Origin of the sequence: uncultured Bacteroides sp. (assembly GCF_910585845.1) — a bacterium.
GTDB lineage: Bacteria > Bacteroidota > Bacteroidia > Bacteroidales > Bacteroidaceae > Bacteroides.
Genome location: NZ_CAJUHF010000031.1, coordinates 21123 through 40577 on the forward strand (window position 1 = coordinate 21123; position 19455 = coordinate 40577).

11 protein-coding genes are annotated in these 19455 nt (G+C 45.4%); 10 read left to right on the top strand and 1 reads right to left on the bottom strand.

The window, feature by feature from the left end; genetic code table 11:
* Together lepB and QZ323_RS09760 are read left to right on the top strand one after the other, a co-directional pair.
* Nucleotides 1-933 carry a signal peptidase I gene (lepB, locus tag QZ323_RS09755; protein ID WP_294634459.1) on the top strand — a complete coding sequence of 311 codons (933 nt, stop codon included), beginning with the start codon at nucleotides 1-3 and terminating at the stop codon, nucleotides 931-933.
* A gap of 31 nt (nucleotides 934-964) precedes the next feature.
* The gene (locus tag QZ323_RS09760) at nucleotides 965-1597 is read left to right on the top strand and encodes a WbqC family protein (protein ID WP_294634461.1); all 633 of its coding nucleotides are present in this window, start codon (nucleotides 965-967) and stop codon (nucleotides 1595-1597) included.
* A 135-nt stretch (nucleotides 1598-1732) separates the two neighbouring features.
* Here QZ323_RS09760 and QZ323_RS09765 read toward each other — a convergent pair whose 3' ends face one another.
* Nucleotides 1733-4606 carry a transcriptional regulator gene (locus QZ323_RS09765; protein ID WP_294634463.1) on the bottom strand — a complete coding sequence of 958 codons (2874 nt, stop codon included), beginning with the start codon at nucleotides 4604-4606 and terminating at the stop codon, nucleotides 1733-1735.
* A 345-nt stretch (nucleotides 4607-4951) separates the two neighbouring features.
* Here QZ323_RS09765 and QZ323_RS09770 point away from each other — a divergent pair, with 345 nt between their 5' ends.
* The 8 genes from QZ323_RS09770 to QZ323_RS14460 all read left to right on the top strand — a co-directional run bounded on the left by QZ323_RS09770 (nucleotide 4952) and on the right by QZ323_RS14460 (nucleotide 18343).
* Nucleotides 4952-8065, top strand: coding sequence for a TonB-dependent receptor (locus QZ323_RS09770; protein WP_294634465.1), 3114 nt, complete (start codon nucleotides 4952-4954; stop codon nucleotides 8063-8065).
* Nucleotides 8066-8108: 43 nt separating this feature from the next.
* The gene (locus QZ323_RS09775) at nucleotides 8109-9764 is read left to right on the top strand and encodes a RagB/SusD family nutrient uptake outer membrane protein (protein ID WP_294634466.1); all 1656 of its coding nucleotides are present in this window, start codon (nucleotides 8109-8111) and stop codon (nucleotides 9762-9764) included.
* A 41-nt stretch (nucleotides 9765-9805) separates the two neighbouring features.
* Nucleotides 9806-10435 carry a hypothetical protein gene (locus QZ323_RS09780; RefSeq protein ID WP_294634467.1) on the top strand — a complete coding sequence of 210 codons (630 nt, stop codon included), beginning with the start codon at nucleotides 9806-9808 and terminating at the stop codon, nucleotides 10433-10435.
* Between the two features lie 41 nt (nucleotides 10436-10476).
* Nucleotides 10477-13122, top strand: coding sequence for a glycoside hydrolase family 2 TIM barrel-domain containing protein (locus QZ323_RS09785; protein WP_294634468.1), 2646 nt, complete (start codon nucleotides 10477-10479; stop codon nucleotides 13120-13122).
* Between the two features lie 18 nt (nucleotides 13123-13140).
* Nucleotides 13141-15504, top strand: coding sequence for an alginate lyase family protein (locus QZ323_RS09790; RefSeq protein WP_294634469.1), 2364 nt, complete (start codon nucleotides 13141-13143; stop codon nucleotides 15502-15504).
* A gap of 202 nt (nucleotides 15505-15706) precedes the next feature.
* On the top strand, nucleotides 15707-16516 hold the full coding sequence (locus QZ323_RS09795; RefSeq protein WP_294634470.1) for an SDR family oxidoreductase: 810 nt from the start codon (nucleotides 15707-15709) through the stop codon (nucleotides 16514-16516).
* A gap of 72 nt (nucleotides 16517-16588) precedes the next feature.
* Nucleotides 16589-17770 carry a mannonate dehydratase gene (gene uxuA, locus QZ323_RS09800; protein ID WP_294634471.1) on the top strand — a complete coding sequence of 394 codons (1182 nt, stop codon included), beginning with the start codon at nucleotides 16589-16591 and terminating at the stop codon, nucleotides 17768-17770.
* 318 nt (nucleotides 17771-18088) lie between these two features.
* On the top strand, nucleotides 18089-18343 hold the full coding sequence (locus QZ323_RS14460) for a BF3164 family lipoprotein (protein WP_363174940.1): 255 nt from the start codon (nucleotides 18089-18091) through the stop codon (nucleotides 18341-18343).
* The last annotated feature ends 1112 nt before the right edge of the window (nucleotides 18344-19455 follow it).

Sequence of the window (19455 nt, forward strand, 5' to 3'; positions counted from 1 at the left end):
ATGAAAGGTTGGAAAATAGCAGGAACAGTCGTCGGAATAATACTGGTCATAGTGTTACTCCGGGGCTGTGCTGTGACTTCCTACCTTATCCCTTCTTCGGGCATGGAAAACTCCCTGTTCCGGGGAGAACGTATCCTGGTGAACAAATGGAGTTATGGATTGCGCCTTCCTTTCATGTCGCTGTGGGGTTATCATCGCTGGAAAGACAGTCCCGTGCCAAAGGAGGACATCATCGTCTTTAACAATCCCGCCAATCTTTCGACATCTACCATAGACCGGCGTGAGGTATTCATCAGCCGTTGCATCGGACTGCCGGGAGATACCCTGCTGGTAGATTCCCTGTTTGCCGTGGTCCCTTCGGGGAAGAACGCCCCCGACCAGAAGTTCCTGTACACCTATCCGCGGAGCCAAGAGCAACAGCTCGATTCCCTGCTTGCTGTCCTTTCCATACGCAACAACCATCTGATGGGACAGGACAGCAACCGGAACGCACGTAGCTTCAGTCGCTACGAGATCTATCTGTTGGAGCAAGCCATGAGCGAAGAGTGCCGTATAGAACTGCTGAACGAGGAAGATTCCGCCAAAGTGTTGCGTCCGCTCATTATTCCCGGTAAGGGCAAGGCGATACGCGTATGTTCCTGGAACCGGACATTGCTACGCAACACGCTTGTATTGCATGAGCATAAGCATGCCGAGGTCAAGAATGACACCTTATACATAGAAGGTAAGCCCGTGCAGTATTGCCGTTTTACCAAGGACTACTACTGGGTAGGTGCCAACAATTCCATCAATCTCTCCGATTCGCGGCTGTTCGGTTTCGTTCCGAAAGACCATATCATCGGCAAGGCATCTTTCATTTGGTTCTCCAAAGAGAAAGACTCGGGCTGGTTCAGCGGTTACCGGTGGAAACGTTTTTTCACTCCCGTAAAGTAAAAGAGGAATAATCATCCAAAATCCGAATAAAATGAAAACCGTATATCTTTCTTCTGCCTATCTCGCCCCGATAGAGTATTACACCAAACTACTCGGCTATGATAAAATATTTATCGAACAACACGACCATTACGTGAAGCAAACTTACCGCAATCGTTGCACCATCGCCGCGCCCGACGGTGAATTGGCTCTTTCCATTCCTACCGTGAAGCCCGATACGCCCAAGTGCCCACTACGCGACATACGCATCTCCGACCACGGCAACTGGCGCCATCTTCACTGGAATGCCTTATCATCTGCCTATAATCATACCCCTTTCTTTGAATACTACAAAGACGACTTCTGCCCCTTCTATGAGAAGAAGTATGAGTTCTTGGTTGATTTCAACGAAGACCTGTGCCGCCTTGTCTGTTCACTGATAGACATACAACCCGATATGGAGCGTACCACGGCCTACAAGACCTCTTTCACCGCCAATGAGGATGACTTCCGCGAACGCATCCACCCAAAGAAAAACTTCCGTGAAGAAGATCCACAGTTTACGCCGCAACCCTATTATCAGGTCTTTCAGGAACGCCTCGGCTTCTTGCCTAATCTCAGTATCGTTGACCTGCTGTTCAACATGGGACCGGAAAGCGTGCTGGTGTTGAAGGGGAGACTTTGAGTTTTTAAGCTTTTAGGCTTTTGAGTTTGTGAGTTTTTAAGCTTTTAAGTTTTTAAGTTATTCTTATTAGTACACCAACTTACAAACTCATCAACTTACCAACTTACAAATTCACCAACTTATAAATTCAAAAAGCTATTTCGAGAACTTCTGTAAGAACTCAGCCAAGTTTTCCCCTTCTTCCAGATTCAGTTTCTTCCGCAAGCGGTAACGGCTGATCTCCACTCCGCGTAAAGAGATATTCAACAGTGGCGCAATCTCTTTAGAAATCAGGTTCATTTGGATATAGGCACAAAGTAATTTCTCCTTGTTGTTTAGTTCGGGGAACTCCTTCTCCAATCTCTTGAAGAAATCGTGATGTACCGAATCGAATGTATTCTGAAACGCCTGCAAATCATTGTCGTGTCCTATGTTCGTATCAATCTGCCCCAACAGTCGGAGTGTCTTCCGTCGGAGGGCAATAAGATTCTCTTCATTGATGGCATGTGAGATGCCCACTACTTCTTTCTTGATGTCCAACAGGATTTCATTTTTACGTACGATATTGAGTGTCGTACGAACCAACTCTTCCGACTTATGGCGCAGTTCCGCCTGCAGGTTCTCTTCTTTCAGGATATCTATCTTCTTATCTTTCAGTTCACTCTCTTCCCGGAACTTCTGCTCTTGTCGGTAAAGTTCCAACTCTTTCTGCATCAACAGTTTCTTGCGGCTCTCCTGAATGCGGTAGTACATATAGAAGAACATCAGCAACACCAGCATCGAATAGGCAAGATAACTCCACCACGTGCGATACCATGGCGGAAGGATTTCAAAGGCAAAAGAGGTCTCTATTGGTTCCTGGTCTCCATCGGTCAGTAGTTTTACGCTGAATACATACTTACCCTCGTGCAAACCGGTGAACTCCTTTATGTTGTTTTCGCTATATTCGCTCCATACTTCCTTCTCGCCGTTCGCGTTCAACCGATATGAATATAAGACTGTTCGTGCCTTATTGTAATTGTTTGCACTATACTCTATTCGCAACGAATTTTGAGCGTAAGGAATCACTACCGGAGCCGTATCATACAAATAACTGCGTCCATAGATCAGCGAGTCGCGCAGCCCCGTCAGATATACTTTTCTGATTTGTAAGGTCAGCGGTGCGCGTTGCGAGGGTAGGCTGTCGGTCTTTATCAGCGTGAATCCCTCTTCTGTTCCTACAATTGCCTGGTCTGCATTATAAAGATAGACATCTTCAAAGTTTTCTATCAGTAATCCCTTCAAGAACAATTCATCGTTCAGACGGCGATATTCTTTTCTTGTCGAATCATAATGCAACACCTTCAAACTGCCATCCGTCACATACCAGATGTTCTGTAATGAATCTATCTTCATGTAGGTATAGTCAGTCTTCCCTTCCAGCAGTTGCTCCAGCCAGGTGTACGGCTCCAGGCTGTCGCGGTTCTGGTCATAACGCCACAGACCATAGTGCGAAGCTACGACTATTTCATCCTTCACACGCAACAGGCAGGCATTGTAGCCGCGTGGGAAGTCTGTGTGGTTGTAGTCTTTTACCTTTTCTACCGTTCGTAAATCTTCCGACAGGATAAGACGCGAAATGCCGTCCTGCTTGTTTCCCACCCACAGGGTATGGGTTGCATCTTCCATCAGCATATCTTTGCATGAGCGGACAAAGCCTTTGATGTAACTCTCCATAATCCACCTCTCTCCCTTCTTCATCAACAGATATAACCCACTGTATGTTCCTGCTATCAATACATCTTTCCGAGCACTTACCGGTATCACTCCCCATACTCCTTTCGGATTGCTGAGATGTTCCAAATGCTCGCCATCCATGATGAAGATACCGTTGTTCGAACAACAGAAAAGTTTGTCGTCATAAGGATAGAGCGACCACACCTGACCACTCGTTTCCGGTACAAAGTCTATGGAACTATTCTGACTCAATTGTTCGGGAAGGTCAGAACGGTAAAGCCCTTGATTGGTAGCAAAATAGAATTTACCTTTGTAACTGCAGGAAGCATATCCCGAACCTATCACCGGCTTGCCCCCATAAAGAGAGGTGATCTTCGCATCCAAATGAATACAGTCAATACCGTTGTCCAAGCCCAACCAAAGATTGCCAGCCTTATCAAACATCATACTTAACACCGTTTTGTTTTGCAAGCCGTTCTCCGTAGATATCACCTCCATTTCATCTGTCTCCAGATTCAACAGGCACACTCCACCCTGAATGCTGCCCAATGCCAGCAGTGAATCCTGCAATGCTGCACAAAATACCCGATTCTTGCGGCAAAACTCTTCGGCCACTGTGGGATATTTCTTGAAAGATGTGCCGTCATAGAGAAAAAGTCCATTATCACAGGTTACAACCAACATCCTGTCTTTATAAGGCAATAATCCCCCTATTCTGACTACAGTACCTACCCCTGAACTTTCTGAAACTTTCCTAAATTCAGTTCCATTCAGTGCCAATAGACCTTCGTCGGTCACGATATACAGTTTATTATGTAATATCAGTGACGTGTAAATTTTCGATGAACAGCTGATTTTCTTTATCACGTCTTCTTCCATATAGAAGAAGTGCCGGTCCGACTGAAAATAGACCCGATCCCTGTCTACAAGGATATTCCAGATGATCCCCACATTCACATCGGGAGACAAACTGTCGGAAAGGCAAGTGTATTCCAGTCCACCCAGATGATTCGGGGTGAAATAGCCGAATTGCTCCATTCCACCGATGTAAATCCTTCCACGGTCGCCTACTTTTACCGCACGCGTCTTGGCATTATGAATCGGATATATGTTCCACTCCACACCATCGAACTCCAACAATCCGTTATTATTTGCCGAATAGATCCAACCGTTATCGTGTTGCTGGATGTCCCAATTCTGATTGCCTGCTTTATAAACATGACGCGTATAATTACTCACAGGCCGTTGCCATCCGGCATTTGCGGGAGATATAAAAATGAGAAGAATATAAAAGCATAAGAGTTTTTGTATCATAGTAGTTAACATTTTATTCTTAGTAAGAAGCAAAAATAGAATATTTCATTCAAAAAAACAAAAGAAAAATTATTCGGATGGTGTAAAGAAGACTGTAGTCTTGCATAAAACAATATTTTCCTCCATAAAAAAAGAAGGGTTGGAAAATAGGGCTTGATGTATCAATTTGAAACTAGTAATACTTTGTTAATCAATGATGTATGCTCGTGGCTTGCTTTACCCTGATGTAGTCGAGAATACTCCTTGAGAAATTTGTGATGTAGCTGATTTTGTTCTATCCAATGCCAAAACGATTAATTTTGTCCGTGCTTAAAGCGCAACAGTATTAATTAAAATCTATGTATTATGAGAAAATTTTTTTTTTCTTGGAGGATGATGCAACTACTATTACCTATATGTTGCATGCTCTTCTTCTCAAGCTTAGGAGCACTCGCTCAGAACAGCATCTCCATTAAAGGACAGGTGGTGGATGCGGGAAACCAAGAGTCGCTTATTGGCGTATCCATTTTGGAAAAGGGTACAACCAACGGTACCATCACAGACATGGACGGAAACTTTACATTGCAAGTGGCTTCAGGTTCTACTGTCGTATTCTCTTATATAGGATACAAATCTGTGGAGATGAAAGCCTCTGAAGTGAAAGGTTTCATCAAGTTGTCTGAAGATTCCAAAACCTTACAAGAAGTAGTGGTCGTGGGATATGGTGTACAGAAGAAAGTGAATCTTTCGGGTGCCGTGTCTGCCATCGAAGGGGACAAGATTGCCAACAAACCGACTACCGACGTACTTACCGCATTGCAAGGCGAAGTGCCGGGCTTGCAAGTATTGCGTAGCAGTGGTGAGCCGGGAGCTGAAACAAGCGGTATGCGTATCCGTGGTTTCTCTTCGGCAAACTCAACCTCTACATTGGTATTGATTGACGGTGTGGAAGGCGACATGACGTTGCTTAATCCCAACGACATCGCATCCGTATCCGTGCTGAAAGATGCTGCCGCCTGTGCCATCTATGGTGCACGTGCTGCTGCAGGTGTCGTATTGATAACCACCAAGAACGGAAGCGAGGGCAAAGTCCGCCTGAACTATAACGGTTATGTAGGCTTCAACCTCCCCGGTGCCATGCCCGAACGTGTCACTGCATGGGAAGAGCAGGAAATGATTAACGAAAGCCGCCGACAAGCAAACGGAAATCCGGAATGGAATCCCGAACAAAGTTCATGGGTAGGTAACCCGAACTTCAACTACCGTCCGAATAATACAAACGGACGTTGGGATCTCTTCCAGTCTACCAACTGGGTGGCAGAGGGTACACGTGACTTCACAACCCAACAAAGCCACAATGTCAGCCTCAGTGGAGGAAAGAAGGAATTGAACTACTTACTTTCGGCAGGATATTATACCAAGAACGGTATCTTGAAGTATGGTCCGGACAGCAACGACCGTTACAACCTGCGCATGAAAATCAATTCTGAACTGAACAAACACATCTCACTCAGCATGCTTGCCAGCTACGAAGGAAAGTTCCTGGAGCAGAACCCGAACGGTTCCAAATGGCTGTTGAGTCGTCTCTTCCGTGTTCGCGGCCGCCAGCCTATCTACAACCCGGAAGAAGATATCAACGACAGTCCCTACAACGGTGACTTGCAGCAGAATGCCATCGACCTGATGAAAAACGGTGGAATCACGAAAAGCCAATATGAATCGTTCACAGGTAAAGGTGAATTAAATATCAAGGACTATTTCATCAAAGGATTGGGTCTGAAATTGAGTGCAAGCCGTCGTGCCGGCTATTATAGCCAGACCATAAACAGACGTACAGTAGTTTGGAACGACCGTTTGGGTACGACTGTACGTTTCCAATACAACAACCCCAACTCGATGGAGCGCAAGAAGAACAATGACTATCATGACAATTTTGAAGCCCTTCTGACTTACCACGGAGACTTCAAAAAGCATGGAGTGGACGCAATGGCGGGTACTTCTTATGAGCGCTATCGCAAGGATGAAATGTCTGGAACAGTGAAGAATCTCAATAACAACGATTTCTTCTCCTTTAACTATTATGACAATTCAGAAGCTACTAACACAACGGTGAGCGATAACATTGAGACATGGGCCATTATGTCTTACTTCGGACGTATCAATTATAATTTTGCCGACCGTTATCTGTTGGAAGCCAATGTCCGCTATGACGGTAGTTCACGTCTGGCTCCGGATAAACGTTGGCACGCTTTCCCTTCATTCTCCGCTGCATGGCGCGTGAACGAAGAAAAATGGTTTGATGTGCCGGTAATCTCCAATTTCAAGCTTCGTGCATCTTGGGGACAGTTGGGTAACGGTGCCATCTTAGGACTTTACGACTACATTGCCAAAATCTCACGCGGTCTCAATATGGGTGAAGCCGGTTATTATCAGAGTGAGATGGCGTCTGTAGACAAGACTTGGGAAATCATCACCTCTACCAATGTCGGATTGGATATGGGATTGTTCAATAATAAACTGAACATTACCGCCGACTATTATTGGAAGAAGAACGACAACATGCTTGCCGACGTGACATTGCCGCATATTGTAGGTATCACTGTACCGAAATCCAATGTAGGAACCCTGAAGACATGGGGATGGGAATTTGAAATTTCTTACCGTAATAAGTTTAAAGACCTGGAATACAACGTCACCTTCAACTTGAGCGACAGCGATAACAAAGTAACTCATTACGACGGAAAAAATGCCATTTCGGCAGGTTCGGTAGACATTCTGGAAGGATATCCTTTGAACACAATCTGGGGATACAAGACCGATGGTTTGTGGCAGAGTCGCGAAGAATATGAAGCCTATAAGAAAGCTCATCCGGGTTACCAGTCATTCAACGATGCGAAAGTATCGGGCGGTGACGTGAAGTATCTGGCACAAGGCGACGGATGCCATACCGTTAGCGCTGGAGGTGGTACTCCTGATAATCCAGGCGACTTGGTTTATTTGGGTTCATCAAACGGACGTTATATGTACGGTCTCAATCTCGGATTGAAATGGAGAGGATTCGATTTCTCAATTATGTTCCAGGGTGTAGCTAAGCGTAAAGTGTTAATCGAAGCCAGTCAGCTGGCTCCGTTTGCAGGAACTGCCGATATGCCGTGGACTATCCATCGCGACTATTGGACAGAAGACAACCCCAACGCATACTGGCCTCGTCTGTTCAGTGCCAATACGTTCAACTACAACCCCTCAGACCGTTGGGTACAAGATGCCTCTTACATCCGTCTGAAAAACCTTTCTTTAGGTTACACGATTCCTTTGAAGAAATTCAAGATCGACCAGTGTCGTATTTATGTGAACGGAAATGACCTTTGGGAACATACCAACATGCTGAAAGTATTCGACCCGGAAGTAGGCAACAAGCCTTCGGCTAATTACTATCCGTTCTTCCGCACTTGGACAATCGGTTTAAATATCACTCTTTAATCTTAGACAGTAAATGAAAAATATAGCAAAACATATAATAGGAATGGGGACCGTTGCCCTGATGATGGCAAGCTGTAATCTGGATCTGGTTCCCGAAAGTACAATGACCGATGCGGCCTATTGGAAATCAGAAAACGACTTGCGCGGTGCCTGCAACCGTTTCTATGAACAATTGAATGGTAATAATGCTTTAGGCGGAGGATTTGCTCACGATTATCGTTCGGACGAGTTGAATAATAACGGCGCAGCTAACAGTACAAGTGACGGAAGCTGGACCATTCCTTCCACCAGCGGCACCTGGACCGATGCTTACTGGCGTATTTTCATAGCCAACAACATCTTGGAGAAATCTGCTCAAGCCGACGTGACCGAGAGCGTGTTGAACCGTTATCAGGCAGAAGCTCGCTTCTTCCGCGCTTATTATTACTTTGAATTGGTAAAGAAATACGGTGATGTACCTTTGATGCTGAAAGCCGTAAACAATACCAAAGACCCAAGCTTGGAAATGCCGCGTACTCCACGCGAAGAGGTCATGAAACAAGTGTACGAAGACTTGGAATTTGCCGCAACATGGTTACCGGACATTGATGCCAGTGAGATTACTTCCAACTGGGGTCACGTAGCTAAACAGGCTGCTACAGCTATGATTGTACGTGTTGGACTGTATGAAGGAACTTTCGGAAAATACCATAACTTGCCTAATTGCGACTATAAGGCTCATCTGAAAAAGAGTATCGATGCAGCGGAATCTCTGATGAACAGCCGCAAATTCGATTTGTATCCTGATTTCGAACAATTGTTCCAAGTGGTTGCCGAAGGCAGACAGAACAAGGAAAATATCTTTGTCAAAGTGTATGGCCCTAATGGAAGTGCTGCAAGTACTACTCACGGAAACAGCCGCCAGATGGAGAATGCAGCCTCATTGACCCGCAACATCGTAGACCTGTTCCTCTATACAGATGGTTTGCCTCGCGAGAAATCTCCGTTGAAAGTTTCACCGGAAACCAGCTATGATGATATCTTCACTGACCGTGACCCGCGCCTGGGTATGACTATCTACAAAGTGGGCGAAGAAGCCTATAAAGGTGCGTTTATTCCTTTCGCATTCCGTTATGGTTATAATCTGAAAAAAGGTTTCGACTTGGTACAATGGGGAACTAACAGCAAGGAGTATACCGACAAGATGATTATCCGTTATGGCGAAATCCTGATTTCGTATGCTGAAGCCCTGTACGAATACAACGGAAGCATTAGCGATGATCAGTTGGACAAGACGGTCAATGCGTTGCGTGCACGTGCCGGCATGCCTGCCAAGTTGACCAATGCTTTTGCACAGGCTAACGGGCTGAACATATTGGAAGAGATTCATCGCGAACGTACTATCGAGTTTGTTGACGAAAACAAGCGGTATGACGATATCATCCGTTGGAAAATTGCCGAGAAGGTATTACCCGTAGATATCATAGGAGCCAAATACACATCGGAAGCAAATAAGGATAAAGAAGACTTGCAGAACCGTCTTACCAGTAATGGTGGCATGCTGAACAACAAGCAACGCTATGAGGAGGATGACATGTATGTGCTGGAATTTGCCGAAAACCGTAAGTTTGATCCTGCCAAAGATTATCTCTATCCGGTTCCCTTGCAAGAAATTACTCTTTCCGGAAACAATGTAACTCAGAACCCCGGTTGGAAATAAGTAAAGTGATTAATGTATAAACTTTAAAAAGAAAAGTTCAAATGAAAAAGATATTCAATATACTTGTAGCAATGATGTGCTGTCTGTCATGTGTCTCTTGCGGAGACGATGATTGGGATTACGATCACAGCCAAGAACATGTCTATTTCTTCGGCCCTCAGGTATGGGGATACGACGGAAGCAAGCTTGGCAACAATAATGTGGTTACTTATAATGTAAATCAGGGTGAAAAGATAGAAATCCCGATGCAGTTCTGGTGTGAGTTTGTACGCAGTTACGATGTAGAGACATTCTATTATACAGCCCCGAAACCGGCAGGAGAGAAATACTATTCCACTCCTGAGGTCAACAAGGATCAGATTACTTACGACGGCACGGAACTGGTGTGTGGGGTAGACTATGAGATAGTGGATGCCCAAGGCAACAAGCTCTCTCCCAACTCCGACGGAGCCTATACTATGGCATGGCCTAATGCCAAGAAAGGAGTCCAGAACATCTATATAAAGGCTTTGAACGGTAAGAAAGGCGCATTCAACCTGCTGACGGCAAACCCGAATTCGGAAACCAAACCGTCAAACCAGGATGTGGAAAGTACTGTTCAGAACAAGACCGATAAGTATACAGTGCGTATTTTTACGCAAAACTATCGTGTGACAGTAGTTATTAAATAATACGCTATACCGACATGAGAAGGAATAAATGCATTCATACAATGACTACATTTTTCAAATTGTTTGTAGTCTTTATACAATCTTTTTCCCTTCCCATATATGCACAACATGAGACCTGTACCATCAACGATGGTTGGAAGTTTCTGAAAGCAGATTGTGTTACGGCACCGGACATCGCTCCCGACAACGGAGAGTGGGAGGATGTCCACTTGCCCCATACCTGGAATACTGATGCTTATACAGATAAGGATTATTATCGAGGGGTATGCTGGTATCGCCGGACGTTGAATCTGCCTTCAACGTGGAACGGAAAACAGGTTTTCTTAAAGATAGATGCCGCCAGCAAGGCGGCATCTATCTTTATCAATGGGAAGGAAGTTGGTGAACACATAGGCGGATACACTGCCTGTACATTCGATATCACTTCGTTTTGCTCGTTCGATTCTCCAAACTCCCTTGCCATCCGCGTGGATAATGCCAGGCAGGACGTGCCCCCCATCTCGGCGGACTTTACATTCTTTGGCGGTATCTACCGAGATGTATGGCTCACGGCAGTCCCCAAACAGCATTTCCATCTGACCAACCACGGATCGGACGGAATCTTCATCAGTACCCCGCAGGTGTCCGAAGAAAAAGGAACCATACTTATCCGGGGAGAAATAAAGAATGATGCTCCCCAGAAAGCCGTACTTGAACTGGAACATATCCTATATGGTCCGGACGACACAGTTATCCAGACCCAAAAACAGTCTGTACAGATAAAGGCCGGAGAATTATACGCTTTTCGTACCGAGACTGCTCCCATCGCGTTCCCCCTGTTGTGGACACCGGAGACACCTTACCTTTATCGGATAGAAAGTATTCTGCGCGATAAAAAGACAAAAGCCATTCTCGATCGGAGCAATCACCACACCGGTTTCCGCTGGTTCAGTTTTGACGGCGAACAAGGTTTCAGCCTCAACGGAAAGCCCTACAAACTGCGTGGCATCTGCCGCCATCAGGACCAGAACCCCATCGGCGTAGCACTGACGGACGAGATGCACCGTCGCGACATGAAACTGATGAAGGAAATGGGTGCCAATTTCATCCGTATCTCCCACTATCCTCAAGACGATGCCCTGCTGGAACAGTGCGACAAGCTCGGCATGCTGGCTTGGGAAGAGATACCCATCATCGACATCGTGCCCGACACTCCCGGATATGCAGAGAACTGTGAACGTAACCTGCGGGAGATGATACGTCAGCACTACAACCATCCCTCCATCATCACATGGGGATATATGAACGAAATTCTGCTCGTCACCCAACGGCGTTACCAGAAAGAAGAAGAGCTGAAACCTGTATTGGAGCGTACACTGGCACTTGCCAAACGTCTGGAGGAGGTGTTGAAAGAGGAAGATAGTACCCGTGCCAGCACGATGGCATTTCATGGTAGCAACAGCTACAATGAAGTCGGACTGGGCAGTATTACCGATATTGTTGGCTGGAATCTGTATCAAGGCTGGTATGGCGGCGATCTTACGGGCTTCGAACGGTATTTGGAAGAACAGCACAAGATGTATCCTTCGCATCCCATGATTGTCAGCGAATATGGTGCAGGTTCTGACAAACGTCTGCATTCGTTACGACCGCAAGCCTTCGATTTCAGCATAGAGTATCAGCAGAAGTATCTGGAGCATTACCTGCCGGTGTTGGAAGGGACACCTTACGTTTGCGGTGGAACGCACTGGAATTTCATCGATTTCTCTTCTGCCCTACGTGACGAGTCCATGCCGCGCATCAATAACAAAGGACTGGTCTACTCAGACCGTACTCCGAAGGATGTCTACTATTACTACAAGGCAGCTTGGCGAAAGGATATCCCCGTGTTGCACATTGCCAGCCGCGATTGGACCCGTCGTGCCGGTATACAGCAGGGGGAAACTCCGGTAATGCTACCGATCAAGGTGTATACTAACCTTCCGGAGGTGGAACTTTTCATCGATGGAAAATCTTTGGGCAAACAAAAAGTAACGAACTACACCGCTATCTTCGACATGCCGTTCAGCCATAAAGAACACTATGTTTCCGCCAAAGCTGAGAATAGAGAGATTGCTGGAAGTGGCTGTATCATCGAAGACGGCATCCACCTCAGCTTCACACCGGTTCCTGCGCAACTGAACGGGATCAACTTACGTAGTCTGGAGCTTGCCGTCAATGTAGGTAGCAACTGTTTCTATACTTCCGATGAAAGTCAGCTTACCTGGGTACCTGACCAACCCTATACGAAGGGCAGTTGGGGATATGTAGGCGGAGAAAGCAAGAACAGTCAGACGCAGGTTGAGAATACCAACGACGGTCCCTTGTTTCAAACTCTTCGCAACGACATTGAGAGCTATTGCTTCGACGTTCCCAACGGAGTCTATGAAATAGAATTTCTTTTTACAGATGTGTTCCGAGAGAATGCTGCCACAGCGTATCAATTGGGACGAAATTCTGATGTAGAAAGCCGCGAGAACTGTTTCAGCATAATCATTAATGATGAAACTGTCGAAGAAGACTTTTCCCCTTGTCGTGAGAGCGGTTATTTCCATGCTTTGCGGAAAAGATACAATATTACAAACTTTCGAAATAAAATTGAAATACGTTTCTCTACCCGGAATGGAAAAAGCTTCTTGAACGGTGTAAAACTCAGAAAACTTTATTAACTTCAAAATAAAAATGCCATGAAAGCTAAAATCTGCTTATTTATCGCCAGTCTGATGTTTGCAGCAAGCAACATACATGCACAGTCCATCTGGGACAAAGCACATCTGGAGGAAGTGAAACAATCATTACAAAGTCCGTTCTATGCAACGGCCTATCAGGAACTGAAATTGGAAGCGGACAAACTGTTGGATGTACAACCGGTTTCCGTCATGTTGAAAGAAAAAGCGCCCGCCAGCGGAAACAAACACGACTACATGAGTCTGGCACGTTATTTCTGGCCCGATCCGACTAAACCGGACGGACTTCCTTATATCACTCGCGACGGCGAGTCGAATCCTGAGTTGGATAAATACGACCGTAACCGTTTGGGAGAGACTGCCGGACGTGTTACTACTCTTGCTTTGGCATGGTACTTCAGCGGCGATGAGAGATATGCTCAAAAGGCGACTGAACTGATTCGGGTATGGTTCTTTAATAAGGATACGCGCATGAACCCACACTTGGAATATGCTCAGGTAGCTATGGGACACAACAATAACAAAGGCCGGAGCTTCGGGGTTATCGACACATATTCTTTCATAGAGATGCTGGACGCCGTACAATTGCTGGAACAGTCTAAAGCGTTCACCTCGAAAGATTCCAAGCAACTGAAAGCATGGTTCGGCAAACTGCTCGACTGGCTCCTGACCAGTCAGCAAGGTAAAGACGAAGCCGCAGCTACCAACAACCATAGCATTGCTTTCGATGCGCAAGCCATCTCATTCGCACTCTATGTAGGAAATCTGAATGTAGCGCGGGACATCATTAATGCGCTGCCCGAGAAACGTCTGTTCAAACAGATAGAACCAGACGGCACAATGCCACGTGAACTACGTCGTACCCGTGCCTTCCACTATTCGCAATACAACCTGACCCATATCATAGACATTATGACAATGGCGCAGAAGTTAGGTATCTATTTGGATAACGCTACTTCGGCAGACGGACGTAACTTCTACAAAGCCATGGATTATATGGCAGGATACACCGGAAAGCCTTTGGCTGAATGGCCCTATCAGGAAATTGGCAACTGGACGGAAGCCCAACAGAATTTTTGCAAGGACCTATACCGTACTGCTATCTACATTGGAAATTCAGAAAGCACGCCCGAAAAGAGTGCCCGTAACAAACTGTATCTCCGCTTGTACGACGATAACCGCATCCTCACTCCGAATGACCGTTTCAATCTGCTTTATATGCAGCCGACCGAAACAGACAACGCGTATGCTTTTGCCCGCGGACAATTGCAGTTTGCCCTGCAATGTGCCGACAAGGCAAGGAAAGAAGGAGATAATCAATGCAAACACCGCGTTACGCCCCGCAGCATCAACAAAGACGGTTCGCTGGCGATGATACATCCCCATGACTGGTGTTCAGGCTTCTTCCCTGGCTCATTGTGGCAGATGTATGCTTATACACACGATGACTTCTGGCGTCAGCAAGCCATCAGCAACACTTGGCTGATAGAAGAATCCAAGTGGCACAAAGGTACCCACGACCTCGGTTTCATGATGAACAACAGTTTCGGTAAAGCCTATCAGTTGACTGGCGAACGTTCTTATAAAGATGTCGTGTTGCAGAGTGCACGGACGTTGATAACCCGCTACAGTAGCAAGGTGAAGAGTATCCGCTCATGGGACCACAACCGTGACAAATGGAAATACTCTGTCATCATCGACAACTTGATGAACTTGGAAATGCTGTTTTGGGCAACTCAGGAGACTGGCGACTCCATCTTCTGGAAGATAGCCGTCAACCATGCCAATACAACAATGAAGAATCACTTCCGTCCGGATTACTCTTCCTTCCATGTTGTAGACTATGATCCGGAGACTGGTGAGGTCCGTGCCCGTCAGACTGCACAAGGCTATGCCGACGACTCTTTCTGGAGCCGCGGACAAGCATGGGGATTGTACGGATATACCATGTGTTATCGTTTCACCAAGAATCCTGCCTATCTGCAACAGGCACGTCACATTGCTGACTTCTTTTTTGGCTTGCCTAACCTGCCCGAGGATTTGATCCCTTATTGGGACATGAAAGCTCCCGGCATCCCTAACGTTCCTCACGACGCTTCAGCCGGAGCCATCATGGCATCTGCCTTGTACGAACTTTGCGGTTACGTTTCGACAGAAGACAGCAAACGTTATCGGGCCATCGCAGACAAAATAGTGGACAGCCTCAATCAGCATTATCGCGCTGAATCGGGAACGACCTACGGATTCCTTCTGCTTCATTCCACCGGGCACCATCCGGCAGGCAGCGAAATTGATGTTCCGCTCAACTATGCCGACTATTATTATTTGGAAGCATTGACAAGAAAAAGAGCTTTCCGTCCATAAATAACGAAAGTTGATGGAAATTCGGGACACGAGATTCATAAACATGCGGAAAAGGGCAGATTGTCACCATTGATTCGATCCAAATCGTTTTTTTTGAGACAGAAGTTCATCTTTTTGAGACGTTTTGTATGGTGAGCAAACTACTTTTCTATTATTTTTGTAGCATAGAGATTTAGAATAACTTTATAAAAAAGAAAAAGAGATGAGAAACTTATTCGACATTAAAGACAAAGTAATTATCGTAACTGGCGGTTGCGGTATCTTAGGAAAAGGCATTGCCAACTATCTCGCAGAGCAAGGTGCTAAAATCGTAATCTTGGACCGTGTAGAAGAACTTGGTAAAGAGTTGGAGGACGAACTCAGCCAGAAGACGGAAGCCATGTTCCTGAAAACGGACGTGCTGAACAAAGAAGTACTGGAAGAAAACAAGAAAGCTATATTGGAACGCTTCGGCACCATCGACGTGTTGCTGAACGCAGCCGGCGGAAACATGGCAGGTGCCACTATTGCTCCGGACAAGACCATCCTCGACTTGGAAGTGGATGCCTTCAAGAAAGTAGTAGACCTGAACCTCTTCGGCACCGTACTGCCCACAATGGTATTTGTGGACGTAATGGCTAAAAACAAGAAAGGTGTTATCGTTAACTTCTGTTCCGAATCTGCTCTGCGTCCGTTGACCCGTGTGGTAGGTTACGGTTCAGCTAAGGCTGCCATTGCCAATTACACTCGCTACATGGCAACTGAACTTGCCACTAAGTTCAGTCCTGAACTCCGTGTGAATGCCATCGTTCCGGGCTTCTTGTTGACCAACCAAAATCGTGCCCTACTGACTAACGAGGACGGTTCATATACTGATCGTGCAAAGACGATCATCGCCCATACTCCGTGCGGACGTTTTGCTGAACCGGAAGAACTGTTCGGAACTATCCACTACCTCATCAGCGAGGCTTCCAGCTTCGTGACAGGTGCCCTGTCAGTAGTAGATGGCGGTTTCGATGCTTTCTCCATCTAATTTTTTTGAAGTAGAAGCCCGACATTTGAAAACAAAACAATTAAGAACAGAACATTAAAAATTCAAACAACAATGATATTATGTGAACAAACCTGGCGCTGGTACGGTCCTAATGATCCGGTCAGCCTGTGGGATATCAAGCAAGCCGGAGCAACCGGTATCGTGAATGCCCTGCATCACATACCCAACGGTGAAGTGTGGACGGTAGAAGAAATCATGAAACGCAAAGAGATGATCGAAGCTGTCGGCCTGCGCTGGTCTGTAGTGGAAAGCGTGCCTGTGCACGAACATATCAAGACTCAGACGGGAGACTTCCAGAAATACATCGACAACTACAAGGAGAGCCTGCGTAATCTCGGTAAATGCGGCGTGAGCATCGTGACCTACAATTTCATGCCCGTACTGGACTGGACGCGTACCGACCTTGCCTACGAATTGCCCGACGGTAGCCGTGCCCTGCGCTTTGAGCGTGCCGCCTTCGTGGCTTTCGACCTCTTCCTGTTGCGTCGTCCCGGTGCTGAAAACGACTATACTGACGAAGAGAAAGCTAAAGCCAAAGTCCGTTTCGAGCAAATGTCGGAAGCCGACAAGCAACTGTTGGTGCGTAACATGATTGCCGGTCTGCCCGGTTCAGAAGAGAGTTTCACGTTGGAACAGTTCCAGCATGAACTGGATCGCTACAAGGACATCACTCCGGAGAAACTGCGTGCCAATCTGATCTACTTCCTGCAAGAGATCTGCCCTGTAGCTGACGAAGCAGGTGTAGAACTGGTTATTCATCCGGATGATCCCCCTATGTCTATCCTCGGTTTGCCACGCATCATGAGTTGTGCAGCCGATTTCCAGGCTTTGATCGATGCTGTACCCAACAAGAGCAATGGTCTGTGCCTCTGCACCGGTTCACTCGGTGTAAGCAGTGCCAATGACTGCGCTGCCATGATGCAGCAGTTTGCCGACCGCATCAACTTCGTTCACTTACGTAGCACGCAACGTGATGCAGAAGGTAACTTCCACGAAGCTAATCACCTGGAAGGCGACGTAGACATGTATCACGTTATGAAGGCTTTCCTCGAAATGCAGCAACGTCGCGGAGTTTCCATCCCCATGCGTCCCGACCACGGTCATCAGATGGTGGACGACCTGAAGAAGAAGACCAATCCTGGTTATTCTTGCATCGGGCGCCTTCGTGGATTGGCAGAGCTTCGCGGATTGGAAATGGGTATTGCCAAATCTCTTTTTTGTGACTCGCACTAAGATGCATTAAGAATCGCTTGAGGCGGTTCAAAAAACAATAAGACCCGGCAATCGGAGAAGTAGTATTATTCACTATACTTACTCTTCCGATTGCCGGGTCTGTATTATGTGATAGTCAAACAGGAAAAATTTGTTTTAGGGGTTTGAGGGGGCAAAGTAAGCTATTCGATTTCCTTCATCTATAGTCATACCGCTTGATTAAGATTTCACAAGGATAGGGAATACTCTGAGAAAGTAAGATCGGGGAGTGTTTTCTTGAAGCAAATCCTTTCATATCCTGTATTATGAGTTTACGTTATTATAATTCTTATAGGTTATATTGATATTGCAGTAACAGATAGATATGTTTATGCATTGTTATCAGGAAGATCTATAGAAGAATCTGGATTATCCACTTTTACAGGAAATATAATTTACGTATTTGATTGGGGAGGAACATTACAGAGAAAAATTATGTGCAATACAGACCTGACAACAATCTGTGTTTCGCCTAATGATAGTATGATTTATGCTGTAGGGCTTGTAGAAGATTATGAATTATTGAACGCTGAACTTAAAAGAAAAGAGACGTAGAACAGTGAGATTTGAGTTTTCGACTGGGAAGGGAGACCGGTGCGAAAGATTCTGGCAGATGTCCGGATTGAATCTTTCTGTATTGATGAAACTGATTCTACATTCTATTGCGTCATGGCAACACCAGATTATTCCATTGGAATGATACAGGTTCCAGGTGAACCTGCTTCATGAGTTAATTGAAAGGGAATCAAAAATCTTCTTTTTAGAACTACTTGTCCTATGGTAAGTATTTATAATAGGGTAAGTGGTTCTATGAATTTGTACCGGTATCAAAAAGTATTCAGTAGTTTTAGGCAGTGCTTAAACTTTTGTTCCATAATGATTTATACTGAAATATTCGGCTGAAAGAAGGTTCATTTAGTTGCAGCCTGTTTATTTATATGATAGGATATGTCCGGATTGGTATTTTTTACATGTAGGTGTAAGCATGCCAAAGTTCACGTTTATGTCGCTAAACCTTAGCATTGTCATGCTAAACCTTAGCTCTACCATGCTAACCTTAGCTTTAATTAGATAGAAGTTTGTGTACATTACATTACTTGTAATGGAGCATAACAAGTAATGTAACGGAGCATAACAAGTAATGTTATGAAGTATAACAAGTAATGTAATGATATCCGGCATTACTTCTTATTTTTACTTCTTTGTATGGTGATACACTTCTCCGAACTAAGATAACAATCAAAAATAAGTAGGTTCTTCGTCACTTTTGGGGCAGTAAAATATACTAAACATCTTTATCTATAGACTATACCAGCTTATTTAAGGGAATAAAATTAAAGCTATCAAAAGACACATGTTCAATAGGACAAGCATTACCTTGTTAGGCAATAAATTTACTAGCTTTAACACATGAACTGCCCCAAAAGTGACGAAGAACCAATAAGTACCATATTTTACCCCTCATATCTTTCACTTGTCTATCAATTGTTTGTTACACAGGTGCTTATGGTGAAACATCTTGTGGGAAAGCAACGTAGTGGTTTGCTGTACCCGGCACGTTGGTTCCGCGTATTCACCACGGTCTATAGTGAGACTTGACGATTTAAGAATGACTTAAGTAGATGACAAAAATTTGAAAACATCAAATTTGGGGGTATAAGTCGGAC